The organism is Micromonospora sp. NPDC047134, assembly GCF_040643455.1.
Lineage (GTDB): Bacteria > Actinomycetota > Actinomycetes > Mycobacteriales > Micromonosporaceae > Micromonospora.
The window spans coordinates 37,715-62,855 of sequence record NZ_JBEYUI010000014.1 but is presented as its reverse complement, the minus strand read 5'-3'; the positions used below and the strand labels follow the sequence as shown (position 1 = coordinate 62,855).

The following is a 25,141-nucleotide window of genomic DNA, read 5'->3' as shown; positions in this document are numbered from 1 at the left end:
GGCGTACGGCATGAAGGAGGCGGCGTGTCCGGGGTGCTGCGACTCGGTGGACGCACGTTCGACCCCGACGAGCTGGTGGTGATGGCGATCGTCAACCGCACCCCGGACTCGTTCTTCGATCGGGGCGCGACCTTCGCCGCCGACAGCGCCCTGCGGGCGGTGGAGCGGGCCGTGACCGAGGGGGCGGAGATCGTCGACATCGGCGGGGTGAAGGCCGGCCCCGGTGCCGAGGTCGACGTCGCCGAGGAGATCCGTCGGACGGTCGACACCATCGCCGCCGTCCGGGCCGCCTTCCCCGACCTGGTGATCTCGATCGACACCTGGCGGGCCGAGGTGGCCGTGGAGGCGGTGGCGGCCGGGGCGGACCTGCTCAACGACACCTGGTCGGGGGCGGATCCCGCGCTGGCCCAGGTGGCCGCCCGCACCGGCGCCGGCCTGGTCTGCTCGCACGCCGGAGGGCTGAGCCCGCGTACCCGCCCGCACCGGGCCGCCTTCGCCGACGTGGTGGCCGACGTGGTGACGACCGTTACCGGGCTGGCCGAACGGGCGGTGTCCCTGGGGGTGCGCCCCGACGGGATCCTGATCGACCCGGCGCACGACTTCGGCAAGAACACCCGGCACTCGCTGGAGATCACCCGACGCCTCGGCGAACTGACCGCCACCGGCTGGCCCCTGCTGGTGGCCCTGTCGAACAAGGACTTCGTCGGCGAGACGTTGGACCTGCCGGTGGCCGAGCGGCTGGAGGGCACCCTGGCCGCCACCGCGGTCTCCGCCTGGCTGGGTGCCCGGGTCTTCCGCGCCCACCAGGTGCTCCAGACCCGCCGGGTGCTGGACATGGTCGCCGGCATCAAGGGCAGCCGCCCACCCGCGCTGAGCCGACGAGGGCTCGCCTGAACCGGCTCAGGTCCAGTGCAGGATCCGCCGCCGCCAGGCGTAGAGCAGGCCCAGGGCGAGCACGGCCACGAAGATCGCCATCTCCACGACGGTGACCAAGCCGAAGTCCGGACGATCGAAGATCAACGCCCAGGGGAAGAGGAAGACCGCCTCGACGGCGAAGAGCACGTACAGGTAGGCGTAGACGTAGTAGCGGATCTGCATCTGCGCCCAGTCCCCGCCGACCGGGTCGACTCCGCTTTCGTAACTAGTTCGCTTTCCGGGCGGATCGGCCGGTCTAGCGGGCCGCAGCACCCGGTTCGCCGAGAAGGCAACGACGAAGAACAGGACGCTGACGAGCAGCAGCAGCCCGAGCGTCGCGTACGAGCCCAGATAGCCGGTCACAGGAGGTCAGCCTACCGGCCGCCGGTCCGGGGCACGACCGACAGCGCGGCGGTGATCTGGATTACCCAGAGGGCGCGAAACGGCGCAACACACCGCATAAACCCACACAATCTAGTCCCAGTCGACGGACCTCCGGCAAAGGTGCGAGGCCGATTCGACGTAGGCTCTCGGGTGAGGACGACGCGCCGCACCGCGGCGCGCAGCGAAGCGAGGTGCGGGCGTGACCAAGCAGATCCGCCAACTGGACCGGGTGGTCATTCGATTCGCCGGTGACTCCGGCGACGGCATGCAGCTCACCGGTGACCGGTTCACCTCGGAGACAGCCCAGTTGGGCAACGACATCTCCACCCTGCCCAACTTCCCGGCCGAGATCCGGGCCCCCGCCGGCACCCTGCCGGGCGTGTCGAGCTTCCAGGTGCACTTCGCCGACTACGACATCCTGACCCCGGGCGACGCACCGAACGTCCTGGTGGCGATGAATCCGGCCGCCCTGAAGGCGAACCTCGCCGACCTGCCCCGGGGTGCGGACATCATCGTCAACACCGACGAGTTCACCAAGCGCAACCTGGCCAAGGTCGGGTACGCCAGCAGCCCGCTGGACGACGACACCCTCGCCGGGTACGCCGTGCACCCGGTGGCGCTGACCTCGATGACCATCGGTGCCCTGGCCGACCTCGACGTGTCGAAGAAGGACGCCGAGCGGGCCAAGAACATGTTCGCTCTGGGCCTGCTGAGCTGGATGTACTCCCGGCCGTACGCCTCGACCCTGCGGTTCCTGGAGCGCAAGTTCGCCAAGCGTCCGGAACTGGTCGCGGCGAACGTGGCCGCCTTCAAGGCCGGCTGGAACTTCGGCGAGACCACGGAGGACTTCGCCGTCCGGTACGAGGTCAAGCCGGCCAAGATGCCCCCGGGCACCTACCGCAACATCACCGGTAACGCGGCCCTGTCGCTGGGCATCGTGGCCGCCGGGGTCCGCTCCGGTCTGCCGGTCTTCCTCGGGGCGTACCCGATCACCCCGGCCTCGGACATCCTGCACGAGCTGAGCAAGCACAAGCGGCTCGGCGTCACCACCATGCAGGCCGAGGACGAGATCGCCGCGGTCGGCGCCGCCCTGGGTGCCTCGTACGGCGGCGCCCTGGGTGTGACCACGACCAGCGGCCCCGGGGTGGCCCTCAAGAGCGAGACCATCTCCCTGGCGGTGGCCCTGGAGCTGCCGCTGCTCATCGTCGATGTGCAGCGCGCCGGCCCGTCCACCGGTATGCCGACCAAGACCGAGCAGGCCGACCTGAACATGGCCCTGTTCGGCCGGCACGGTGAGGCCCCGGTGGCGGTGATCGCCCCGAAGTCCCCCTCCGACTGCTTCTACGCGGCACTGGAGGCGGCCCGGATCGCGTTGACCTACCGCACTCCGGTGATCCTGCTGTCGGACAACTACGTCGCCAACGGTTCCGAGCCCTGGCTGCTGCCGGAGGTGGAGTCCCTGCCCGACCTGCGGGTCGAGTTCGCCACCGCGCCCAACGGCGAGGACGGCACGACCTTCCTGCCGTACCTGCGGGATCCGCAGACCCTGGCCCGGCCCTGGGCCATCCCAGGCACCCCTGGCCTGGAGCACCGCATCGGCGGGCTGGAGAAGGCCGACAAGACCGGCGACATCTCCTACGACCCGGCCAACCACGACTTCATGGTGCGTACCCGGGCCGCCCGGATCGAGGCCATCCCGGTGCCGGACGTCGAGGTGGAGGACCCCGACGGCAACGCCCGGGTGCTGGTGCTCGGCTGGGGTTCCACGTACGGCCCGATCGGCGCCGCCTGCCGGGCCCTGCGCCAGCGCGGCCTGCCGGTAGCGCAGGCACACCTGCGACACCTCGCGCCGATGCCGGCGAACCTGGGCTCGGTGCTGCGCTCCTACGACCGGGTGGTCATCCCCGAGATGAACCTCGGCCAGCTCGCCCAGGTGATCCGGGCGCGCTACCTGGTCGACGCGATCGGCTACAACCAGGTCCGCGGCCTGCCGTTCACCGCCGCCGAGCTGGAGACGATGCTGGAAGAGGTCCTGAAGAATGTCTGAGCCCGTCGCCCTGAAGCTCACCGCCAAGGACTTCAAGTCCGACCAGGAGGTGCGCTGGTGCCCCGGCTGCGGTGACTACGCCATCCTGGCGGCCGTCCAGCAGTTCATGCCGGAGCTGAACATCCCCCGGGAGAACATCGTCTTCGTCTCGGGCATCGGCTGCTCGTCGCGGTTCCCGTACTACATGAACACCTACGGGATGCACTCGATCCACGGCCGGGCCCCGGCGATCGCCACCGGCCTGTCGGTGTCCCGTCCGGACCTGTCGGTCTGGGTGGTGACCGGTGACGGTGACGCCCTCTCCATCGGCGGCAACCACCTGATCCACGCCCTGCGCCGCAATGTCAACCTGAAGATCCTGCTGTTCAACAACCGGATCTACGGCCTGACCAAGGGGCAGTACAGCCCGACCTCCGAGGTCGGCAAGATCACCAAGTCGACCCCGGTCGGCTCGGCGGACGCGCCCTTCAACCCGATCTCGCTGGCGCTGGGGGCGGAGGCCACCTTCGTCGGCCGCACCATCGACTCCGACCGCAAGCATCTCCAGTCGGTGCTGCGGGCCGCCGCCGAACACGAGGGCTCGGCCTTCGTGGAGATCTACCAGAACTGCAACATCTTCAACGACGGGGCCTTCGACCAGCTCAAGGATCCGGGCATCCGGGACGACCACCTGATCCGCCTGGAGCACGGCCAGCCGATCACCTTCGGCAAGGACGGGCAGTTCTGCGTCGTGCACCCGCCGGGTGGGTTCGGGCTGGAGGTCCGGGAGACCGCCGGCACCCCCACCGAGGAGATCGTCGTGCACGACGCCGGGGTGGCCGATCCGGCGTACGCCTTCGCGCTGTCCCGGCTGCCCGGGTTCGACCTGCGCAACACCCCCATCGGGGTGTTCCGCTCGGTGTCCCGGCCCTCCTACGACAGTGTGGTGCAGGCGCAGGTGGCCGAGGCCAAGGCCACGGCCACCGAGACCCCGGAGCAGCAGCTGGCCGGCCTGCTGGGCAGCGGCGACACCTGGACCATCGTCGGCTGACGACCGCATGTCGAAGGGGGGCGGGCCGGAACCGGCCCGCCCCCCTTCGCTGCTGGAGCGGCCGGTTCAGGGCAGGGTGTGGGACGTGGGCCGGTCGTCGCGTACGTAGACCAACATGTCCCCGGTCTCCACGACCGCGCCCGCCTGGTCCGCCAGGGTGACCACCTTGCCCCGCCGGACCAGCGCGATCACCAGCGAGTCCAGCTCCCGGGGATTGCGGCCCACCTCCTGCCGTTCGGCCGAGCGCATGGCCAGCGCCATGCCCTGGCCGGGGGTCAGCAGGTCCTCCACCACGTCGATCAGGGGTGGGGCCGAGGTGGACAGGCCGAGCAGCCGACCGGCCGTGGCCGAGGAGACGATCACATGGTGGGCGCCGCTCTGCTTGAGCAGGGGGGCGTTCTCCGCCTCCCGGGCGGCGGCGATGATCCGCACCTGACCGGCGGTCAGTTGGCGGACGGTCAACGCCACCAGTACGGAGGCGTCGTCGCTGTCCGTTGCGATGATCACCGCTTTGGCGGTCCGCACATGGGCCTGGTTGAGCACCGAGGAACGGGTCGCCGAGCCCTCGATGGCGACCAACCCGTTGGAGGTGGCCTGCCGCAGCGCCGACCCGTTGCGTTCCACCACGACGATCCGGGACTTGTCCAGCCCGTTCTCCTGTAGTGCGGAGATCGCGCTGCGCCCCTTCGTGCCGTAGCCGCAGATGATGACGTGGTCCTTCAATTTTCTCTCCCACCGGTGCAGACGGCGCCCGGTCCGGTACTGCTCGGTCAGCACCTCCAGGGTGGTGCCGACCAGGATGATCAGGAACAGCACCCGGGCCGGGGTGATGAGCAGGACGTTGACCAGCCGAGCGGCCTGGGTGGCCGGCACGATGTCGCCGTAGCCGGTGGTCGACAACGAGACCACCGCGTAGTAGAAGCAGTCCAGCAGGGTCAGGCCGTCGCCGTTGATGTCGCGGTACTGGTCCCGTTCTAGATAGACCACCGCGACCACGAGGAGCACCAGCCCGACGGCGGCGGCCAACCGTAGGCTCAGCGCGCTCAGCGGGCCCCGCCGCTGCGCGGGAAAATGGATCACCGGGGGACCTGCCCCGCCTCCGTCGCCTGCACGCCCACAACATAGCCCTTGGCCGGCGATCCGCACGCCGAGGTGCCCGAGCGGCTACCCTGGCAGGCGGCGGGGCTGATCCGGCAGGAGGCGGGACGACATCAGGGCCGCCAGCGGGGCATGATGAACGGGTAGCGCAGGACCGGCGAGAGTGAGGCCCGCATGTCGTTGCTGCGACGAGTGATCGGGGCGGTCCTGCGCCGGGAACGCCAACGCCAGGGCCTGACCCTCCGCGAGGTGGCCCGGGCCGCCGGGGTCTCCGTGCCCTACCTGTCCGAGGTGGAACGGGGGCGCAAGGAGGCCTCCTCCGAGGTGCTGGCGGCCGTCTGCCGCGCCCTGGGCCTCTACCTCTCCGACCTTCTGGAAGCGGTCCGGGACGACCTTCGTCGGGTCGAGCGCAGAGGGCCCTCCGCGGTCCCGGGCACGGTCGGGTTCGGCGGCCACCTGCCGGGCACCCGGGCCGGCTCGGTGTTGCCGTCCACCCGGCCCGTCTCCGGCGGCACCCCACGCCCGATCGCCCGACTCGGCTCCGACCCCGCCCTGCTGGAGGTGGGTCGGTTCGGCTCCGCCCTGCGGCAGGTGGGAAGGCTCGGGGTCGGCGGCACCCGCAGCGGGAGCAGCATGTTCCTCAGCGGGGGTCTGCGGATCATCGTGTTCGCCGACCGCCCGCAGGCCGCTGGCGACCAGCTCATCCGGGGTGCCCTGCCCCGCCCGGCAACGGTCACCAGGCCCAGGGGCGGCGCACTGGGCCGGGCCCGTCGGCGGCGCTCCGCCGCCCTGGCAACCCGGTTGATGCGTACGCCGGCCCGCCAGGACACCCGGCGACGGCCGGGTGGTGACCGGGTCGTGGGGGTATCGGCCCGGTTGTCCCGCCCGGCACGCGACCTCGCCCGCGCCTAGGGCCTGTGTCGAAGTCCTCGGCCGAGCCAGAGACTTCGACACAGGCCCCCGGTTCTGCCGAGGGCGAATCTGCCCCGGGCAGAAGCTTTGGGAACCCGACCCGCCGCCGGGCCAGGCTGAGGGGGCCGGTTTCCGGGCGGTCGCCTCGCCCACCGGCCGATGGAGGGGTGGACGAGATGATCACGATGCTGGACGACGGACAGCGGGCCTTCGGCGACCAGGTGTTCGAGCGACTGCTGCGGGAGCGGATCGTCTTTCTGGGCAGTGAGGTGACCGAGGAGTCCGCCAACCGGATCACCGCCCAGATCCTGTTGCTCGCCGCGGAGGACCGGGACCGGGACATCCACCTGTACATCAACTCGCCCGGCGGCTCGGTCAGCGCCGGCATGGCCATCTACGACACGATGAACTTCGTTCCCAACCAGGTGGCCACCCTGGCCCTGGGGCTGGCCGGGTCGATGGGGCAGTTCCTGCTCTGCGCGGGTGCGGCCGGCAAGCGGTACGCCCTGCCGCACACCCGGATCCTGATGCACCAGCCCTCGGGGGGAATGGGTGGCACCGCCTCCGACATCACCATCCAGGCGGAGAACCTGCTGCATGTGAAGCGGACCATGCTGGAGCTGATGGCCCGGCACAGTGGGCGGAACCTGGCCGAGATCCAGCGAGACTGGGACCGGGACCGCTGGTTCACCGCCGAACAGGCCCGCGACTACGGCCTCATCGACGAGGTTCTCACCACCAGCCGGCTCCCCACCCCCTGACCACCCGGTCTGGCCTTTTTACGGCGTTTGCCGCTCGCCCGCCCCGGGGTTGGTCGAGGATTTTCTCAACCACTCAGGCGACAGGGCCTCGATGACCCTGCTCCGGTGCAGGCGGCCTGAGTCTGATGTCGATGCGAGGTGACGGTTGGGTTCCGCAGAGCCGGCCGAGTCGACTCGCCAGAACGAGCACCACGCCATGTCCTCCCACGAGGTGGTGCTCCTGCTGGAGACGGACCCCCGGGAGGGGTTGAGCGGAGAGGAGGCCGCGCGCCGGCTGGAGCGGTACGGGCCCAACCTGCTGCCCGCCTCCACCGGCGGTGGTTTCCTCCGTAGGGTGCTGCGGCAGTTCGACAACCCGCTGATCTATGTGCTGCTGGCCGCTGCGGTGATCACCGCCGTCCTGGACGAGTGGGTCGACGCCAGCGTGATCCTCGGGGTCGTCCTGGTCAACGCGGTGGTCGGCTACCTACAGGAGTCCAAGGCGGAGGCCGCCCTGGACAGCCTGCGGTCGATGGTGCGCACCCAGGCCCGGGTGGTGCGGGCCGGGCGGGAGACCATGATCGCCTCGGAGGAGCTGGTTCCCGGGGACCTGATCGTCCTGGAGGCGGGCGACAAGGTGCCGGCGGACCTGCGGCTGGTCCGCCTGGCCGAGCTGCGGGTGGACGAGTCCGCGTTGACCGGTGAGTCGGATCCGGTGCCCAAGGACGAGGTGGAACTGCCGGAGGTCACCGCGGTCTCGGACCGCCGCAACATGGTCTACTCCGGCACCCTGGTCACGGCGGGCAGCGGGGCGGGCATCACGGTGGGCACCGGCGCCGAGACCGAGCTGGGCCAGATTCACCGGCTGGTGAGCACCGCCGACACCCTGGCAACCCCCCTGACCCGCAAGCTCGCCTGGTTCAGCAAGGTGCTGACGGTGGCCATCCTCGCTCTGGCGGCGGTGACCTTCGGGGTCGGGGTGCTGCGGGGTCAGGACGCGGCCGACACCTTCACGGCGGCCATCGCGCTGGCGGTGGGGGCGATCCCCGAAGGGCTGCCGGCGGCCGTCACGGTCACCCTGGCCATCGGGGTGACCCGGATGGCGCGACGACGGGCGGTGGTCCGCCGCCTGCCGACCATCGAGACCCTGGGCAGCACCACGGTCATCTGTTCCGACAAGACGGGCACCCTGACCGAGAACCAGATGACCGTCCAGGTGGTCTGGACCCCGGACGGCGAGTTCACCGTCACCGGATCGGGCTACCGACCCGAGGGAGAGCTCCGGGACAGCTCGGGTGCCGCAGCCGACGAGACCACCAGCGAGGCCCTGCGCTGGTCCCTGCTGGCGGGGTCGGGTTGCAACGACGCCCGGATCGGCGAGAAGAACGGGGAATGGACCATCACCGGCGACCCCACCGAGGGGGCGATGCTGGTGGTCGCCGGGAAGGGGGGCATCGACCACGAGCGGCTGCACACCATCCTGCCGCGTACCGGAACCATCCCCTTCAGCTCCGAGCGGCAGTACATGGCCACCCGCCACGAGGATCCCGACTCCGGGCAGGAGGTCGTACTGGTCAAGGGCAGTGTGGAGCAGATCCTGTCGATGTGTCGTACGGAGTTGGGCGCGGACGGCAGGCCCCGGCCGCTGGACGCCGAGGCGGCCCTGCGCTCGGCGGAGGAACTGTCCGGTCAAGGGCTTCGGGTGCTGGCCACGGCCGTTCGTCGTGGTGAATCCGACGGCTTCGACGAACAGGGGCTGCCCGGCACCCTGAGCCTGGCCGGTCTGCAGGCCATGCTGGATCCCCCCAGGAGCGCCGCCGCCCCGGCGGTACGGGCCTGCCACACCGCCGGCATCGGGGTGAAGATGATCACGGGAGATCACGCGGCAACGGCCACCGCCATCGCCACCCGCCTGGCCATCCTCGGCGACGACCATCGGGGTCAGGTGCTCACCGGCCGGGAGCTGACGGCGCTGCCGCCCGAGCAGTTCGCCGACACGGTGGACCGGGCGGTGGTGTTCGCCCGGGTGTCACCGGAGCAGAAGCTGCGTCTGGTCGAGACCCTCCAGCAGCGCGGCCATGTGGTGGCGGTGACCGGCGACGGGGTCAACGACGCCCCGGCCCTGCGGCAGGCCGACATCGGGATCGCCATGGCGCGTACGGGAACCGAGGTGGCCAAGGACGCCGCCGACATGGTGTTGACGGACGACAACTTCGCCACCATCGAGGCCGCGGTCGAAGAGGGCCGGGGGGTGTTCGACAACCTGATCAAGTTCATCGTCTGGACCCTGCCGACCAACCTGGGCGAGGGACTGGTCATCTTCGTGGCCATCATCGCGGGCACCACCCTTCCCCTGCTGCCCACCCAGATCCTGTGGATCAACATGACCACGGCCGTCCTGCTGGGCCTGACCCTCGCCTTCGAGCCCAAGGAGGTCGGGGTCATGGGGCGCCCGCCCCGCGATCCCCGTCAGCCGCTGCTGACCGGGGCCCTCGTGGCCCGGATCGGCCTGGTGGCCGCCCTGCTGGTCGCCGGCTCCTGGTTGGTGTTTGTCTGGGAGCAGGACCGGGGCTCCAGCGTGGCCGAAGCACGGACCGCGGCCCTCAACGTCTTCGTCGTGGTGGAGATGCTCTATCTGTTCAGCTGCCGCTCGATGGTGCGTTCCGCCTGGCGCATCGGCCTGTTCTCCAACCGGTGGGTGCTGGCCGGGGTGGGGGTCCAGGCCGTCGCCCAACTGGCCATCACCTACCTGCCCGCGATGAACAGCATCTTCGACACCGCCCCGATCGGCGGCGATGTCTGGCTGCGCATCTTCGCGGTCGGGGTCGCCGCCGCCGCCGTGGTGGCGTTGGACAAGCGACTCCGACGACACCGGATGTGAGGGGTCAGGTGGCCCGCTTGTCGGCACCGATGCCGGCGTCCCGGGCCAGCAACGCCGCCTGCACCCGGTCGCCGACCCCCAGCTTCCCGAGGATCGCCGAGACCTGATTACGGATGGTCTTGGTGCTCAACCCGAACCGGCGGGCGATCTGGGCGTTGCCCTCACCGGCGGCCAGGTGAGCCAGGATGTCCCGCTCACGCGGGGTGAGCCGGTCGAAGGGCGGCGGCAGGCTGTCCCCCACCGGCTGGGCCCGCCCCAGGGCGGCGACGGTGATCCCCGGACCCAGCACCAGACCCCCGCCGGCCACCGTCCGCAGCGCGTCGACCACCAGGTCGGGGTCGGTGTCCTTGAGCAGGTAGCCCCGGGCGCCGATGCGCAGGGCCCGGGCGACCAACTCGTCCTCGTCCGCCATTGTCAGCATGATCACCGCGATCTCCGGCCGGTGCCGCAGGATCTGGCTGGTCGCCTGGATCCCGTCCCCGTCCGGCAGCGCCAGGTCCATCGCCACGACGGTGACCTGGCCGTGCGCGACCGCGGCGATCGCCTCGGCGCAGGAGGCCGCCTCCTGCACCTCCGCCACCCACGACTCGCCCTCCAGCATGGTGCGCAGGCCACGGCGTACCACCGGGTGGTCGTCCACGATCAGCACCCGGGCCTGGTCCGACATGCTCGCCCCCTCACCGTCCGCCGCCCTCCGGCGGCTACCCATCCTCGACCCAGGGCAGCCGTACCCGCACCAGGGTTCCACCCCCGGCAGCGGGGGTGATCTCGCAACTGCCGCCGAGTTCGGTGGCCCGGTGCCGGATCGAGTCCAGCCCCACCCCACCGGGTCGCGGGCCGCTCACTCCGACCCCGTCGTCGGCGACCTCCACCAGCAGCCCCTCGCCACGGCGGACCCGCACCTCGCACCGGCCGGCCTGCGCATGGCGTACCACATTGGACAGCGCCTCGGCCACTATCCGGTACGCCGCCACCTCCACCGCGGCAGGCAGGCTGCGCAGGTCGCCCTCGACCTGCAAGTCCGTCGTCAACTGGGGGCCGTCGAAGCGGCGGCACTCCATCCGCAGCGCCGACTCCAGACCCTGGTCCAGGGCGGCGGGCCGCAACTGGTCCACCAGTCGGCGTACCTCCGCGGTGCAGGTGCGCAGGTCGTCCGCCAGGCTGTCCAGGATCTGGCCCAGCCGTGGGGTACCGGTGGAGAGTTTGCTCGCCGCGCGTACCTGCATCGACATGCCGGCGAAGGTCGGCCCCAACCCGTCGTGCAGGTCCCGGCGGAGCCGCCGGCGCTCCTCCTCCCGGGCCAGCACCAGCCCTTCCCGGGCCTGCCGAAGCTGACGGATCAGCCGGGCGGTCGCCACCGCCACGGTGGCCTGCCGGGCAACGTCGGTGAGGATTCGCCGTTCCATCGGGGTGAACCGGTCACCGGTGCGGCGATGGGCCACCACCAACTGGCCGACCCGGTCGCCGTGGATCAGCATGTCGAAGCGTTCCACCGAGGTGGTCGGGGTGCCGTGCGCCACCTGCGGCCAGCGGGTCGCGCCGCCGCCCGGCGGGTCGCCCCCCTCCGGGTCGTCCACCTCGACCGCCACGTACGGCACCCGCAGCGACTTGGCGATGGTGTCGGCCAGCAGCGCCGGCACCGCGTGCGGTTGCCCGGTCCGCTCCAGCAGACTGCCCAGCCGGGTCAGCATGGCGTACGGGTCGTCCCGGTCCCCGTAGAGCAACCGGTTGACCCCCCGCTGCACCCGGTTGCGCAACGGCTCGAAGGTGATCGCGATCAGGCCGGTGGCCACCAGCGAGGAGTTCGAGGTGTCCGTGCCGACGACCAGATCCCGCAGCAGGGCGACGATGGCCACGAACCCGGCGATCACCAGCAGGCTCATCACCAGCCAGACCAGGGTCCGGTTGATCACCCGCTCCAACTGGTAGAGCCGGTAGCGCAGCACGGCCAGGGTCATCGCCCCCGGGATGGCCACCACCATCAGCGCCCAGGCCCCGGCCAGGTTCAGGGTGTCCAGCATCCCGCCGAGCAGGAACAGGGCCCCGGCCGCGAGCAGGCAGGCCAGTTGCTGGCGGGCCTCACCGGTCGCCCGGCGCCACCGTCCCACCAGCGACACCAGCACGGCCACCACCAGCAGCACCTGCACGGCGATGGCCAGCAGGGCGATGCGTACCAACAGTTGGGCCCGCCCGGTGGCGGCCAGCTCGGCGGAGAGCAGCAGCCCGCGTGGGTCGTCGAGGGCGGCGACGGCGAAGGCGCCGGTCGACAGGACGGCGCAGCCGATGAGGCCCGCGGCGACGATGCGCCACCGCGGGCCGGGCAGCTTCCCGTCCGGGAAGACCAGCAGGGCCAGCATGACCAGGGTGTACGGCGGCCACCACAGCCACTGGCCCAGCCAGGCCAGCGGCAGCCACGAGGACCAGCTCAGCGCCAGCACCGCTACCGTGGCGACCAGGCCGGCGGCGAGCATCAGCCGGCCCACCGGGTGACCCGGCACCCCGGCCAACACCAGGGCGCCGAGGGCGGTGAAGGCGGCGGCGAAGACCGCGGTCAGCGTGCTCGGGCCGACCAGCAGGGAGTCCCGCTGGTAGAGCTGGCCGGCCAGGACGAGCAGCGCCACCACCACCGCCGCACCGGCCAGCAGGCCGCGGCGGCGGGATATGAACTCCGCACCCGGTGTCACGGTGGGCCTCCTGGTGGCTGATGCCGGTCAGTGCGCCCAACCGGCGGCGTGCATGGCGTTGTGCAGGAAGTTGCCGGAGGTTCCCTTGCCCGGCTGGTGCCAGGGCATCTTGTCGAGGGCATCGGTCAGGGTGCCGTTCAGCGTGGGCAGGGCTTTGATCATCACTTCGGCACCCATGATGCTGGCGTCGTCTCCCGCCTCCGACTCGGCCTTGAGGAACCGTTCGAGGTGATCGAGTACCGCCTGAAGGCGGCGCAGCACCGCCTCCGGATCTGCGGGTTCACTGCTCGGCTGGAGTTCGGTCAGGCGCCACTCCTGGTCGAAGCTGGGGACCAGTCGCCGGCCGGTGAAGTCGAAGAACTCCACCGCACCGCGCAGGGGGTCCCCATCGGACTGCTCTTCGAGCAGTCGCCGCAGGTCGGGGTAGGTGTGTGCGAAGGTGTCGTCGTTGGCGATCAGCAGGATGCGCTCATCCATCTCACCGGAGACCAGGCCCATCTCACTCTCCTTTGTGTACATCGAGCCGTTGGGTAAGGCATAAGTCAATACGGTGGGTCGGGACGCCCCCCGGTCGCCCCGACCCCTTCCGGCGGCTAGCCCCCGATATCACTGGGCCGCCAGATTGTCGTACTCATTGCCACGCCCGTGCCGATCCCCCCGCCGGGGCGGTCTGCACCGCCCCGGCAGTCGGCTCTGGCGCCTACCTAGCTGATCTTCAGCAGGGTGGCCTTCGGCTGCGCGGCCGGTGCGGCCGCAGGGGTACCGTCCAGGTTGTACTGCTTGAGGGTGACCTGGACGTTTTCGCTGTTACCGCCGGCGAACATGCCGCCCACGGTGCCGGCGGCCCGAGCGCCGCTGCGGTAGATGAACTCACCGCTGAGGGAGTACGGCACCCGGATGTTCGCGTGGGTGACCGTTACCGTCGCCTCCACGATCGATCGCGCCGGCACCAGCACCGGTTGCCGCCAGGAGACCGAACGGGTACGCGAGGTGGATCCGTTCTGGGTGAAGCTGAAGGACCCCTCGGCCGAGACCGTCACCTTGCCGTCGGCGAAGATCGGGAATCCGGCCCTGAGGGAGGTCGACACCGAGACCCTGACTCCGGCGGTGTCCGACCACCCCTCGGTCTCCGTCACCGACTTCGTACCGCTGATCTCGGTCGACTGTTGCAGGGTGGTGTCGTTGCGGTTGGTCACCTTGTCCAACTGCTGGAGTGAGGTGCCGACCAGCTGCGCCCGGGAGATGTCGTAGTCGATGTTGTACGCCATGAACTCGACGATGTCGTCCATCTGCCGGCAGACCTGCTTGTTGGCTCCCCCGCCGACGCTGATCGCCGTCACACAGACGTTGTGTCCTGCGGCCGAGGCCGGCAGCACCACCTGGAAGCCGTGTGCCGCACCGAACCTCGGGTAGACGGCGGCCACGTCGGGCCGGTTCTGGTTGGCGACCATGGACCGGGCCAGGGTGCCGTCGATGTGGATGTTCACCGTCAACGGCGTGGTCGGCGCGTCGTCGTCCGCCGTCCAGCCCCAGATGTTCACCCCGTCCCGGGTCACCGTCTGCTGTGCTCCGTCGAAGGCGAGCACCGGAATGTGACTCGACGGCGGCGGCGGATCCTCCGGGGGCTCGTACCCGCAGGCCGGCGGTGGCACCGGCACGTCGCAGTACGGTCCCGCGACTGCCGGCTGCGCCATCACCAGGGCGGTCGCCCATCCGGTCACGACGGCGCTCAGGACCGCCACGCTCCTTGCAACTCGCATGGAACCTCGATTCGTCGTCGCCTCGCGAGAGGCGTCTCTCCGCCCTCCGGTTCGGCGGGGCGGCCGTTACGCCTCGAAGTCTGTTTGCGCGGCAGACCCGGTCACCAGGGACGGGCGTCCCTGACGACCGGGAGGTTGTCCCGACTGAACACGCGTGCCCGAAGTCCCGGTCAGGGGGTCAGATCCAGCCCGCCTCGGTGGCGATGCGGATGGCGTCGACCCGGTTGCGGGCGTTCAGCTTGGTCACGATCCTGGTCAGGTAGTTGCGCACCGTGCCGACCGAGACGTGCATGGCGGCGGCGATCTCCGGTGGTTCCGCGCCTCCGGCGGCCAGCCGCAGGGCCTGGATCTCCCTACCTGACAGGGGGATGTCACCGACGTCCCAGGCGGCCAGGGCCAGCCGGGGATCGATGACCCGATGCCCGGCCGCCACCTCCCGCACCGCCTCGGCCAGTCGATCGGAGGGGGAGTTCTTCAGCAGGAAGCCGCCCACCGACATGGACAACGCCCGGCGCAGGGTCCCCGGCCGACCGAGCCCGGTGAGGATCAGGGTGCGGCAGGACGGCAATTTCTCGTGCAGTTCCTCGGCCGCCGACAGGCCGTCGAGCATCGGCAGGTCGACATCGATGATGGCGACATCGGGTCGGTGGGACAGGGCCGCCGGGACAATTTTGTCGCCACTGTCCACTTCGGCGACCACTGACATGTCCGGTTCCAGGTTCAGCAGCAAGGCCAGCGCGCCGCGGACCATCTGCACGTCCTCGGCCAGGAGAATCCTCAACACCGGCGAATCATCCTCTCGACGCGGCCGGGAAGATCGGTAATTCCGCCACGAGTCGAAAGGTGTCGCCCGTCGCCGCAGCGGTGAGATCGCCGCCGGCCGCGCGGAGGCGCTCCGTGAGATTCTCCAGACTCGTTCCCGTCTTCGCACGCGGGGACGCGCCGTCGTTGGTGACCAGCAGCCGCAGCCGGCCGCCCTCGCTGCGTACGGAGATCAGGCAGGTGTGGGCCTCACTGTGCCGGACGATGTTCGTCACCGCCTCCCGCAACACCACGGCCAGCAGGGCATCGATCTCCCGGGCCAGTTCACCCTCAGCTATGTCGATCTCCACCTCGACCCCGGCGGTGTTTAGCACGGTCGCCGCGGATTCGAGTTCGGCCCGCAGGGACATGTGGCGGTATCCGGTGGCCACCGTCCGGATGTTCGAGGCTGCGATCCGGGCGATGCCGAGCATCTCGGCCACCTCCGCGCGGGCCTGCTCAGGGGCGTCCGGGAGCAGCCGGATGGCGGTACGGCCCCGGAAGAGGATCGCCGAGAACAACTCGCCCAGGCGGGTACGCAACTGCTCGGCGACCTCTAGGCGCTCCTGGGTCACCGCCTCCCCGGCCAGCTTGACCCGGGCCTGATCGATCTGCTGCACCAGGCCGGAGAGCGAGCTGACCCCGTACACCACCAGACCGGTCAGCAGGGTCGAGATGGTCAGGTAGGCGACCTGCTCCACAGTCGCGCCGTACGCCACGGAGGTCAGCAGCACGGCGACTCCCACCAGACCGTACGAGACCCACCGCCACACTCCGCCGAAGACCAGCAGCAGGGAACCGGCGAGGAAGCCCCCCATTGATCCCCAGGGCATCTCGATCCACAGCAGCGGCAGGGCGCTCAGCACAGCCTGCGCCACCAGCACGGCGGCCTGCGACCAGCGGGGCCATCGATAGGGGTAACGCAGGGCCTGAAGCACCTGAAGGCCGACCACGGCGGCCAGGCAGAGGCCCAGACCCAGCAGGTGGAGAACGTTGGGATCGCCCGGAAGTACGTTGATCACCATGAGCAACCCGTAGCCGGCGAGCACCAGCACGGTGAACGCGCGGGCCACGCGACGGTGCCAGGGCACGGCAGCCGGTTCCCCCAGGCTCCGGTCGGCGGATGACGCGCCCGGCGGCAGGGGCCCCACCGGCAGGGGGATGGTCGCCTCCAACCGGAACCATCCCTCATCCGTACTGGCCACCAGCCGACCACCGACCACCGCCAGGCGGTCGATCAGGTTGTCCAGCCCGAACCCCCCGTCGGACCGGGAATCGGCCTCCACCCCGTCGTTGCGTACGGACAACCGTGCCTCGTGGTCACGGACCGACACCTCGATGACGCACTCCTCCGCCTTGCTGTGTCGCAGCACGTTGGTGGCGGCCTCACGCAGCACCACGCCCAGCACCGATTCCACCGGCTCGGGCAGCACGGACAGGCCGGGCTCGACCGTCACCCGCATCCCGGCGCAGGTCAGGGCGGTCCGGGCGGCCTCCGCCTCGATCGCCATCGACATCCGCTGGTCGCCGCCGGCGACCACCCGGATGTCCGACAGGGCACGGTCGGCGATCTGTAGCACCTCACCCAGCTCCTGGCGGGCCCGCTCCAGCGTCATCGGCAGCAGGCGGTAGGCCAGCTCACTCTTGAGCATCATCGCGGAGACGTTGAAACCGAGCAGGTCGTGCAGGTCCCGGGCGACCCGCAGACGCTCCCGGGCGACCACCATCGCCACCATCTGGCCGATGGTCGCGTGGACCAGCCCGACCAGTACGACGAGGGAACTGACGGCGTAGATCATCAGACCGGTCAGGGCGGTGAAGTAGACCCCGTACCCGATGTCGATCGCACTCAGGCCCTCGACCCACTGGCCCAGCAGCACGGCCAGGACCACCGCCCCGAACAGCCACCAGCGCCAGCCCCCGGAGACCGCCAACAGCAGGGAGCCGGCGAGGAACCCGGCCAGGGCCCCGGCCAGGGGCCCCACCCACAGGAACGGCAGCAGGGTCACGGCCGCCTGGGCGACGAGGGTGAGCACCCGGGTACGCACCGACCAGGTCAGTGGCTCCAAAGTGGAGTGTGCGATCTGAAAAACCAGGGCCACGCCGCTGCAGGCGACGAAGGCGAAAAAGGCCGCCCCATGCGGACTGTTGTTAAAGGCCGCGAGGAGGACATTGAGGATATAGCCCAACACCACCGCCATGATGACACCGCGTGCCATTCGGGTAGCTGAGCGTTCTTCCGAGTGAAAAGCTCGAGGATCGGCGCCTGGGTCCAGTGAACCGTCGCCTTCCACTCGAGACATCGGGCCCTCCACATCGGTCCCTCATGCCAACTATGGCCGTCCCGATAGGACACCGTCATTCGCCACGCGTGTCAATCAGTCGACCGGAGCAATACGTCGGTCGATGCGGGCCCGAGGGAGGTCCCGGCCTCACTGTCCCGGAAGGGTGCCGTAACTGTTGTGGTAGGTCTTGCCTCGCTTGGGATGGGTGAACTTCAGACCCGACCAGGTGGGGTCGACGCTCAGGCAGGTGCTCTCCACCAGACCATGGTTGTAGCCGATTTCGATGACTTTGGGCAGGGTCAGGTCGGATCCCAGCTTTCGGCCCTTCGGCCAGGACAGCCAGAGCATTCCCCCGGCCCTCAGGTGCGCTTTCAGCCGGGGAAACTGATCATTCATCTCGGCCTGGGTGATGACGAACAGGTGCATGTAGTCGAACTCGCCGTCCAGCCCCTCTCCGACGACCAGGTCCGGCAGGTCGATCGTCTCGTGGACCGCCTCCGGAGCGTTCATGAAAAAGGTTCGCGAACCGGGCTTGACACCCATCTTCTGCGCTACCGTCCTGGGCACGGGTCCTCCTGACATCGGGTTCATCATGTGTGATCAACGTGAGTGGGTGGGTGTCACGACGGGACGCCCGATGGCGAAACTGCCGACTCCGGGCTCGACCCGCCAGTCGAGACCGAGGATGCGGGAGGTCGCCTCGATCTCGGCCGCGTCGATCCGCAGGCCGGACAGGCCCAGAGCGGTGCAGGCCAGAGACATCAATTGGGTCAACGCACCGAAGTTGCGCAGCACCAACGAATAGCCCAGGCCGCTGTACTTCCAGGACACCCGCTCGAACCGGGCGGTCACGGACAGCAGCACCCCGGGCAGGCTGCTGAGGTTGGCCGCCACCCGGCTGGTCTCCAACATCTCGTCGGCCTCGGCCCCGGAGACGGCCAGGGGTTCCAACCGGTGACCGGCGGGATCGTAGTGGTAGACCCCCCGCGGCACCCCGTCGCAGTGGTGCACGGTGGCGTAGATCTCCAGCTCATAGCTGCGGCCGGGCGACGAGTACGGTCGGTCGCTGGCCGCTGCGGCGGAATGCGGGTCGCCCACCGTCGTCGACCGCACCCTGGCGGTGCGGTAGAGCAGGGTCCCCAACTCCCGATCACTGACCGGGTCCACGGCCAGGTACCCGCTGCCGTGCGGGGCCTCGATCGTCTCCACCAGCCCTGGGCCGTCGTCGCCGGTCGGCCGGTACAACTCGATCGCCGGGCCCGGGGCGGGCGGCTTCACCACCGGCGGGAACCTGCCGGTCTCCCCCAACGGGTAGGTGGCCCCGAAGTCGTGGTCGTGCCGGCCTAGGGTGGCCCGGGTGTGGAAGAACAGCTCCGCGGGATCCCAACCGAGCAGGGCCGGGTCGGTGTCACCCCCGGTGGTGGTGCCGTCCAGCGGCTGACCGCTGTTGTCCACCAGCATGCCCGCCATCACCAGGGGAGAGATCAGCGCGCGTACCACCGGATCGTCGAAGTCCGGGACGGCCGGCCGGATCAGGGTGGCCAGGGCGGCCACCGCCTCAGGGCCGTGCAGGATCACCCGGTGCAGGCACAGCGGCGACTCGATGACCAGGGTTCCGCCCTCGGCGCGGATCACCGCGAACCGGGACAGCCGCACCGGCGCCTGGGGCACCGCCGCCGGCTCGGCCAGCCGGGCCGCCGGGGTCAGCGGCTCCACCGAGATCAGGGGCTGCTGGGGATCCAGCCCGTAGGAGTGCACCACCAGGTGCGGATGGTCATCGATGATGGACCGCAGGGCGGTCCAGTCCGACTCCTCGGTGATCACGTTCGACAGCGTCGTCGGGCCCAGGCTCATCCGCTTCAGGGCCTGCACGATCGCGGGCCCCACCGGGGTGAGAACGGACTCTCCGGAGCGGCTGTGCAGCACCACGGCGGCGTTCGCGGGCTGATCCTCCACGAAAACGTCGTCACGGAACGACCACAGTGGCAGCGGCAGCATGGGAGGTCATCCAATCGTCAGACTCCCGGTCACAGGAACATGGGAATCGGATTGAGATCCGGGTACGGTGTCGGCGCGGCGACCCGTCCCAGCCGGACCGGTACGTCGAAGAGCCGCCCGGGGGCGAAACGGGCCCAGAAGTGACGCAGCCCGGGAACGATGACCTTGACCACCGGCAGACCCACATCGGGGCGGGTCTGGTCCAGGACGAGCACCTCCAGACCCTCGGCGGCGGCGCGGGCGACCAGCCCTTCCACATCGTCCCGCAGATCGGTGGACTCGGCGTACCGATAGTCCTCGCGCCGCAGCGTGAGCCCCGGAGCGGGCCGCAGGTAGGGCTGGTTCGCCACGGTCGCCGAGCGCCACCAGCGCACCACGTGCGGATCCTCCGCGCCGTAGGCCCCGGCCGCGTCAACCTCCACCACGGCCGGCAGCAGCTGCCCCAACTCGGTCAGGGCCCGTCGGGCGGCGACGGTCGGATCCGGGTGTGCCCCGAAGCCGAGCATCAGGTCCTCGGCCGGCTTGTCCGTACGACGGGAGACCGCCGCCATCACCGGCACCCCCAGGTCGGCGGTGAGGTCCAGCAGCCAGAGTTCCCGATTGACCCGGGCGTACCGGGCCGGCAGGGCGTTCATCCACTGGTCGGCGAAGGAGGCCAGGTCCACCTCCGGCTGCCGGGTGCGGTTGTACCACCACAGGGCCACCGCGTCCCGCTCGACCAGTTCCAGCAGACCCTGCATGATCGCGTCCTCCCGGCTGGCCCCGGCGGCGTTGCCGTTCGAGGTGGCGCGCAGGGACCGGTGGCCCTGGGGGGAGAAATAGAGCAGGTCGGTCGGCAACATCCGGGCACGGTCCCGGGTCAGCGACCAGACCGGGGTCCAGTCGAGCACATCGGTCTCGTCGAAGATCTCCGGGACGTACTGGAACGCGCCGTTGGCCGCGTTCCACCGCTCCCGGTCACGGAACTGGCGGGGGTCGAACAGCTGCACCTGGTCCGGATGCACCGCCCGGTCGCCCAGGTCCCGCAGGCTGGCGCGGACCACCGGCTCGTCACCGCAGCGGGAGCCGCACCAGCGCTCGACCGCCTCGCACAGGGCGCCGACCCGGGCCTCGATGTCGGTGCTGCCCTTGCCGCCGCTCTGCTGTCGGAGACCGGCTCTGGCGGCGGTCAGGGTGCCGTGGCCGGTCACCGCCCGATTGGCCCCGGACAGATAACTGTGCAGGAAATCCGGGCAGCGCGGGTCGCGGCGGATCGGGTCGGTGATGCCGGTGATCGGATCGGCCAGATGCCGGTACCTCTCCCACACCTGGTCGGCGGTGAGCGCCCGGTGCCCGTTGCCGACGAGTGACGCCTTGGGTCGCGCGACCAGTTGAACCGGCTGGGAGACCTGGGCGGTCATGAACTCCGGGTCGCCGCAGGCCACACACTGGGGGCGGCGGGCGACCGGATGCCGCCGGCTCTGAAGGGTCACCGTGTCGAAGGTGCTGACCGTGTTCCAGCTGTCGGTCCCGGCACCGGCCGAGAACTTGATCGCTTCGAGAACCGCGAGTTGCAGCCCGATCAGACGGGTGACCGCGAGGGAGGCCTCGGGCGCGGTGACCCCCTGGGCCCGGCCGCGCGCCAGGGTCTCACCGGTGCGCCGCATCCGCAGGCGACCGGCCAGGCAGCCCCAGCAGGGGCCCTGACCGTGAAACACCGGGCCCACCCACAGGTCCGCGCCGGTGGTCTTGGCCAGCAGCCAGGGAAGCCCGGCTGCCAGCATCGCGGCGTTGATCGACTCAAGCCGGGGGTCCAGGTAGTCGTCGCAGAGCACCATGGTCAGGGCCGGGCCCATGTCCGGGCCCTCCGGTACGGACAGGCCGGCGGCGCGCAGGGCGACCGCGGCCTCCTCCGCACCGGTGGCGCTCAGCGACAGCACCCGGACGGACCCGGCGGCCAGCCGTTCGGCCGCCTGGTCGGCATCGCCGGTGGTCAGGTCCCAGTAGGCGCCGGCTGCCGGGTCGGTGTCCGGCGCGCTCGACCGGCGCAGGCCGATCAGGTCCGCCTTGGCCAGTGACACCAGTGTCGCGCCCAGCTCCTGCGAGGTCAGCCTCCCGGCCGTCCGCTGCTGGAGTTCGGCCATGCTCAACGAACCGTCGAGCAGGGGCCCCAGGGCGACGGCACGCTCGCCGGAGAGAGCGATCGTGCCGCGGGCCGACACCAGGTATACGGCGGCCTCCTCGGGAACGGTCACCGCCGTCAGATGCCGGCGGAAACCGATCCGAGTCGAGGGGTGGGCGGACACGGCGAGATCCTCAGCCGCAGTAGGTGTACGCCGGGGTGCTGTCCGAGCACCGGTCCAGGTCGTGGATGAAGGTCTCGGTGTCGGTGATCTCGGCGACCGTGGTTCCGGTGCCGGAGGCGATCACGTCATAGAGCGCACTGTCGGTCGAGGTCTGCGGGGTCTCCCAGGTGGCCATCTCCGGACTCCTCTGCTGTGATCCACTGCGTACGACTTATGGGATCAATTATCGACAGCGGCCCACCCGGTCGATAGTTTTCTCCTCACCGGCTGGGTGTGAGAATTTCACACCCAGCTCATGAACTGAGGTGTATGAATACGGCCGGACGCAAACCTACGATTGTGGGAATTGATGCCGCACCTCGCATCACAGTCGACAAGCATGTTTGCGAGGAATCATGCACCACGACCTGCAAATCAACAGGCTCCGTGCGCTGGTGACCGTGGTGGATCTCGGAGGCTTCCGGCGGGCAGCTGAGGCGCTGCACGTCACCCAGCCCGCCATCAGCCAACAGATCCGTCAGCTGAGCTCGCTCATCAAGGAGCCGGTATTCCTCTCCACCGGCCGCGATCTGCGGCTCAGCACCTCCGGAGAGGAACTGCTCGGGTACGCCCGCCGGCTGGTCGCGGTCAACGACGAGGTGGTCGAGCGGTTCATGCCGCCGACCGGCGACACCCGACTCTCCATCGGCGTCGACGACCAACTGGCCGAGGCCCTGCCGGAGATCCTCGCCTCGCTGTCGTACCGGATGCCGCACACCAGAATCAGCGTACGAACCGGTCTCAGTGAGACCCTGGAAGGGCAGGTCGTCAGCGGGCAGCTGGACCTGGCCCTGTTGCTCCAGCCCTGTCCCCCGCGCGCCCCGGTGACCCACGAACTCGGCCATCTGAAGATGGACTGGTTCGGCAGGCCGGTGTACGGCGAGGGCGCCGCGCTGCCGGTCACCCTGTTCACCGAGCCGAGCACCCTGCGCAGCCGGGTGGTCGACCTGTTCAACGCCGCGGCGGTGCCCTGGCGGGTGGGGTACGAGGGCTCCGAGCTGGTCGGCCTGCGTGCCGCCACCAAAGCCGGCCTCGGCATCACCTGCCTGATCGACAACGGTGACCGGTTGTGGGGGCTGCCGCGTACCGGCCCCGACGACCTGCCCGCGCCGCCCGGACCGATTCCGGTCACCATGGCGGTCTCCGCCAACGCCGGAACCCCTCCCTTCGTCCGTACCGCCCGGCGGGTCCTCCAGAACGCCCTGGCCGGATATCCCTTCGCCGAGTAGCACCGCGACCAGGCCCGACCGGATTCGGTCGGGCCTGCGGCGTGCCCGGCCGTCTGTTCCAGTGGGCTGCGGCCCAGTGGACCGCCGGCACAGACCGGCCGCCGCAGACCCTGAGACCCGGGGTCACCTACGCCATCGCGCGGTGACCCCGGGCCGGGTACCCAGGGTTCAGCGGACCGCCTGCGGGGTCCGGGCGGTCAGCCAGTTCCGTACCGCGATCTTCAGAACCTGCCGCGCGGTACGCAACTGCGCGGCCGGAAGATGCTCGTGGGGGGTGTGATCCAGGGTGGCGTCGCCCGGTCCGTAGGCGACCATCGGAATGCCCTGCCAGGTGGTGGCGAGGGTGTTCATGTCGCTACTGCCCTTCTTGGCCAGGAATCGCGGCACCAGATCCTGCTCCCGGAAGGCTCGGGAGAACGCCTTCACCAGCGGGGTGCTGCGTGGGGTGAGGACCCCGGGGGTGGCCCGCAGGATCTGCGGTTGGGCATCCGGCGCGGTCTCCCGGATCAGGGCGACCAGATCCTGCACCGAGGCCGTGGGCGGCACCCGGATGTCTAACAGGGCCTCACCCTGCTGACGGTCCCCGGCGTTGCCCGCCCGCACCCCCAGCACGGCCAGCATGGCCTCCGGGGCCACCTCGGCGAGCCGATCCCGGATCGCCGCCAGGTGCTCGTGGAGTCGGTCGGCCGCGGTGCTGACCCCCCGCCCGGCGGTGTGGCCGACCGGGTGGCTGACGGTGAGCCGGGCCTTGAGCAACCCGTAGTAGCCGACCGTCAGCGCAGCCGCCCCGCTCGGCTCGCCGACGATGACGGCATCGGCCGGGTAATGGTCGCGCACATGGAAGGCCCCCTTCGCGGTGATCTCCTCCTCGACGGCACCCACCACCCGGATCTCACAGTCCGGCGGCACCGCCGTCTCGGCCAGGACCTCCAGGAAGGCCGTCAGGCAGCCCTTGGCGTCGACACTGCCCCGGCCGTACAGGGTCTCGCCCTCCCAGCGGGCCGGCCAGCGGTACGGCACGGTGTCCAGGTGGGCGAGCATCAGCAACCGGTGCCGACCCCCCTCCCCCCGGGTGACCACCAGGTTGCCCAGGTCGTCGATGCGGGCGTACAGCCCTCGGGTGGTGCACCAGTCGACCAGGTACTCGGCCAGTTCCCGCTCGTCGCCGGAGACCGAGGAGATCTCCGTGGCGCGGGCCAGCAGCTCCAGGTCGGGGGCCGGGGCCGGGGCGCGCCAGAACCGGGTGCCGGTGGCCGGACTCAGGGTGTGCGGGCCGGTGATGGCCACGTCAGCCGGGCCGGCCAGGGCGATCTCCGCGGCCCGGACCTTCTGCCGCATCCGGCCCTTGGCGTACCTGCCGGTCTCGCCGGCGACCGCGTCGGTGATCCGGTCCGTCGGGTCCGTCGGGTCCCGGAGCAGGCCCGGGGTGCCGGTCACCAGCCGCAGATGGTCGGCGGCCAGGGCGTTGGCCAGCTCGGCGGCGAGCACATCGGCGTCCACATTCAGCGGTGCGTGGCCCGGATCGGCCACCGGGGCGCAGACACAGACCATGTCGAAGGCGTCCAGCAGGGTTTGCAGCCGGTCGGTGGCCACCTCGGCGACCCGGCCGGCCCGATGGTCGCGGACCACCCGGGTACGCCCCTCGGCGGTGACCTTGACCGGCGGGTTGGGCCGCCCGGTCACCAGCGCCCCGTCGGCGGCCACCGCGGTGAAGGCGGTCAGCCCACGGGCGGCGGCGGCCTCGGCGATCCGGCGCAGGGTCACCGAGCGGTACGCCTGCACGATGTACGGCAGTTCCTCCGGCGGGCAGTACCGCACCTCGTCCCCGTTGGCCAGGGTCAGGGTGCGGATCGGTCGACCGATCTCGGCGTAGTGCTGACGGATGCCCTCGGCCCCGCCCACCACCACGAGCAGTCGGGCCCCCCGGGCCCGCAGGTCGGCCAACTCGTCGAAGACCCGTTCGTGGGCCAGGGTCGCGCTACCGAGTTTGATCACGTAGAGGGGGTCCTGGCGGCTGTTGGCGGCGAATCCCAGTGCTGACATGCCCTTCTCC

19 protein-coding genes and 1 pseudogene are annotated in these 25,141 nt (G+C 70.4%); 7 read left to right on the top strand and 13 right to left on the bottom strand.

Annotation, left to right across the window (positions count from 1 at the left end; all coding sequences use genetic code 11):
* The first annotated feature begins 24 nt into the window (after positions 1 to 24).
* Positions 25 to 894, top strand: coding sequence for a dihydropteroate synthase (gene folP / locus ABZ795_RS18070; protein WP_357531179.1), 870 nt, complete (start codon positions 25 to 27; stop codon positions 892 to 894).
* Positions 895 to 900: 6 nt separating this feature from the next.
* Here the strand turns inward: folP and ndhC are convergent, their stop codons facing one another.
* Entirely contained in the window at positions 901 to 1,278 is a 378-nt protein-coding gene (ndhC, locus tag ABZ795_RS18065; protein WP_327022892.1) for an NADH-quinone oxidoreductase subunit A, read from the bottom strand.
* 220 nt (positions 1,279 to 1,498) lie between these two features.
* On the opposite strand from ndhC, the gene ABZ795_RS18060 reads away from it, so the two are divergent.
* Both ABZ795_RS18060 and ABZ795_RS18055 read left to right on the top strand, forming a co-directional pair.
* Positions 1,499 to 3,346: a 2-oxoacid:acceptor oxidoreductase subunit alpha gene (locus tag ABZ795_RS18060; protein ID WP_357531178.1), complete on the top strand. Its 1,848-nt coding sequence runs from the start codon at positions 1,499 to 1,501 to the stop codon at positions 3,344 to 3,346.
* Positions 3,339 to 4,376, top strand: coding sequence for a 2-oxoacid:ferredoxin oxidoreductase subunit beta (locus tag ABZ795_RS18055; RefSeq protein WP_327022894.1), 1,038 nt, complete (start codon positions 3,339 to 3,341; stop codon positions 4,374 to 4,376). Before ABZ795_RS18060 ends, ABZ795_RS18055 begins: the two co-directional genes overlap by 8 nt.
* A 66-nt stretch (positions 4,377 to 4,442) precedes the next feature.
* Here the strand turns inward: ABZ795_RS18055 and ABZ795_RS18050 are convergent, their stop codons facing one another.
* Positions 4,443 to 5,456 carry a potassium channel family protein gene (locus ABZ795_RS18050; protein WP_327022895.1) on the bottom strand — a complete coding sequence of 338 codons (1,014 nt, stop codon included), beginning with the start codon at positions 5,454 to 5,456 and terminating at the stop codon, positions 4,443 to 4,445.
* Positions 5,457 to 5,648: 192 nt separating this feature from the next.
* Between ABZ795_RS18050 and ABZ795_RS18045 the strand changes: the two are divergent.
* The 3 genes and pseudogenes from ABZ795_RS18045 to ABZ795_RS18035 form a co-directional block, all read left to right on the top strand.
* Positions 5,649 to 5,885, top strand: a pseudogene (locus ABZ795_RS18045) (helix-turn-helix transcriptional regulator); the annotation flags it as partial.
* Positions 5,886 to 6,562: 677 nt separating this feature from the next.
* Complete coding sequence (locus ABZ795_RS18040) at positions 6,563 to 7,147, top strand: ATP-dependent Clp protease proteolytic subunit (protein WP_357531177.1); 585 nt, start codon at positions 6,563 to 6,565, stop codon at positions 7,145 to 7,147.
* Positions 7,148 to 7,343: 196 nt separating this feature from the next.
* The gene (locus ABZ795_RS18035; protein ID WP_357531248.1) at positions 7,344 to 10,007 is read left to right on the top strand and encodes an HAD-IC family P-type ATPase; all 2,664 of its coding nucleotides are present in this window, start codon (positions 7,344 to 7,346) and stop codon (positions 10,005 to 10,007) included.
* A gap of 4 nt (positions 10,008 to 10,011) precedes the next feature.
* Here the strand turns inward: ABZ795_RS18035 and ABZ795_RS18030 are convergent, their stop codons facing one another.
* From ABZ795_RS18030 to ABZ795_RS17985, 10 genes are all read right to left on the bottom strand, one after another.
* Positions 10,012 to 10,674, bottom strand: coding sequence for a response regulator transcription factor (locus ABZ795_RS18030; RefSeq protein WP_327022897.1), 663 nt, complete (start codon positions 10,672 to 10,674; stop codon positions 10,012 to 10,014).
* A 34-nt stretch (positions 10,675 to 10,708) separates the two neighbouring features.
* Positions 10,709 to 12,691: a histidine kinase gene (locus tag ABZ795_RS18025; protein ID WP_357531176.1), complete on the bottom strand. Its 1,983-nt coding sequence runs from the start codon at positions 12,689 to 12,691 to the stop codon at positions 10,709 to 10,711.
* A gap of 27 nt (positions 12,692 to 12,718) precedes the next feature.
* Positions 12,719 to 13,189 (bottom strand): hypothetical protein, encoded by a 471-nt coding sequence (locus tag ABZ795_RS18020; RefSeq protein ID WP_357531175.1) that lies wholly within the window; start codon positions 13,187 to 13,189, stop codon positions 12,719 to 12,721.
* 206 nt (positions 13,190 to 13,395) lie between these two features.
* A complete protein-coding gene (locus tag ABZ795_RS18015) occupies positions 13,396 to 14,433 on the bottom strand; it encodes an ETX/MTX2 family pore-forming toxin (RefSeq protein ID WP_357531174.1) in 1,038 nt (345 codons plus the stop codon).
* Between the two features lie 196 nt (positions 14,434 to 14,629).
* Complete coding sequence (locus ABZ795_RS18010; RefSeq protein WP_327022901.1) at positions 14,630 to 15,235, bottom strand: response regulator transcription factor; 606 nt, start codon at positions 15,233 to 15,235, stop codon at positions 14,630 to 14,632.
* 7 nt (positions 15,236 to 15,242) lie between these two features.
* Positions 15,243 to 17,354, bottom strand: a complete 2,112-nt coding sequence (locus tag ABZ795_RS18005) for a histidine kinase (protein WP_357531173.1) — start codon at positions 17,352 to 17,354, stop codon at positions 15,243 to 15,245.
* A 330-nt stretch (positions 17,355 to 17,684) separates the two neighbouring features.
* The gene (locus ABZ795_RS18000) at positions 17,685 to 18,104 is read right to left on the bottom strand and encodes a hypothetical protein (protein ID WP_357531172.1); all 420 of its coding nucleotides are present in this window, start codon (positions 18,102 to 18,104) and stop codon (positions 17,685 to 17,687) included.
* A gap of 33 nt (positions 18,105 to 18,137) precedes the next feature.
* On the bottom strand, positions 18,138 to 19,535 hold the full coding sequence (locus tag ABZ795_RS17995) for a SagB family peptide dehydrogenase (protein ID WP_357531171.1): 1,398 nt from the start codon (positions 19,533 to 19,535) through the stop codon (positions 18,138 to 18,140).
* Between the two features lie 29 nt (positions 19,536 to 19,564).
* Positions 19,565 to 21,820 carry a TOMM precursor leader peptide-binding protein gene (locus tag ABZ795_RS17990; RefSeq protein WP_357531170.1) on the bottom strand — a complete coding sequence of 752 codons (2,256 nt, stop codon included), beginning with the start codon at positions 21,818 to 21,820 and terminating at the stop codon, positions 19,565 to 19,567.
* A gap of 10 nt (positions 21,821 to 21,830) precedes the next feature.
* Positions 21,831 to 21,995 (bottom strand): hypothetical protein, encoded by a 165-nt coding sequence (locus ABZ795_RS17985; RefSeq protein ID WP_327022906.1) that lies wholly within the window; start codon positions 21,993 to 21,995, stop codon positions 21,831 to 21,833.
* A gap of 220 nt (positions 21,996 to 22,215) precedes the next feature.
* Between ABZ795_RS17985 and ABZ795_RS17980 the strand changes: the two genes are divergently transcribed.
* Positions 22,216 to 23,088 (top strand): LysR substrate-binding domain-containing protein, encoded by an 873-nt coding sequence (locus ABZ795_RS17980; protein ID WP_327022907.1) that lies wholly within the window; start codon positions 22,216 to 22,218, stop codon positions 23,086 to 23,088.
* Between the two features lie 168 nt (positions 23,089 to 23,256).
* Here ABZ795_RS17980 and ABZ795_RS17975 read toward each other — a convergent pair whose 3' ends face one another.
* Positions 23,257 to 25,131, bottom strand: a complete 1,875-nt coding sequence (locus ABZ795_RS17975; protein WP_357531169.1) for a M20/M25/M40 family metallo-hydrolase — start codon at positions 25,129 to 25,131, stop codon at positions 23,257 to 23,259.
* Positions 25,132 to 25,141: the final 10 nt, after the last annotated feature.

Coding starts and splice junctions, on each gene's coding strand:
- ABZ795_RS18055 (WP_327022894.1), top strand. CDS start 3,339: ATGTCTGAGCCCGTCGCCCTGAAGCTCACCGCCAAGGACTTCAAGTCC.
- ABZ795_RS18040 (WP_357531177.1), top strand. CDS start 6,563: ATGATCACGATGCTGGACGACGGACAGCGGGCCTTCGGCGACCAGGTG.
- ABZ795_RS18035 (WP_357531248.1), top strand. CDS start 7,344: ATGTCCTCCCACGAGGTGGTGCTCCTGCTGGAGACGGACCCCCGGGAG.
- ABZ795_RS18030 (WP_327022897.1), bottom strand. CDS start 10,674: ATGTCGGACCAGGCCCGGGTGCTGATCGTGGACGACCACCCGGTGGTA.
- ABZ795_RS18020 (WP_357531175.1), bottom strand. CDS start 13,189: ATGGGCCTGGTCTCCGGTGAGATGGATGAGCGCATCCTGCTGATCGCC.
- ABZ795_RS17995 (WP_357531171.1), bottom strand. CDS start 19,535: ATGCTGCCGCTGCCACTGTGGTCGTTCCGTGACGACGTTTTCGTGGAG.
- ABZ795_RS17985 (WP_327022906.1), bottom strand. CDS start 21,995: ATGGCCACCTGGGAGACCCCGCAGACCTCGACCGACAGTGCGCTCTAT.
- ABZ795_RS17980 (WP_327022907.1), top strand. CDS start 22,216: ATGCACCACGACCTGCAAATCAACAGGCTCCGTGCGCTGGTGACCGTG.
- ABZ795_RS17975 (WP_357531169.1), bottom strand. CDS start 25,131: ATGTCAGCACTGGGATTCGCCGCCAACAGCCGCCAGGACCCCCTCTAC.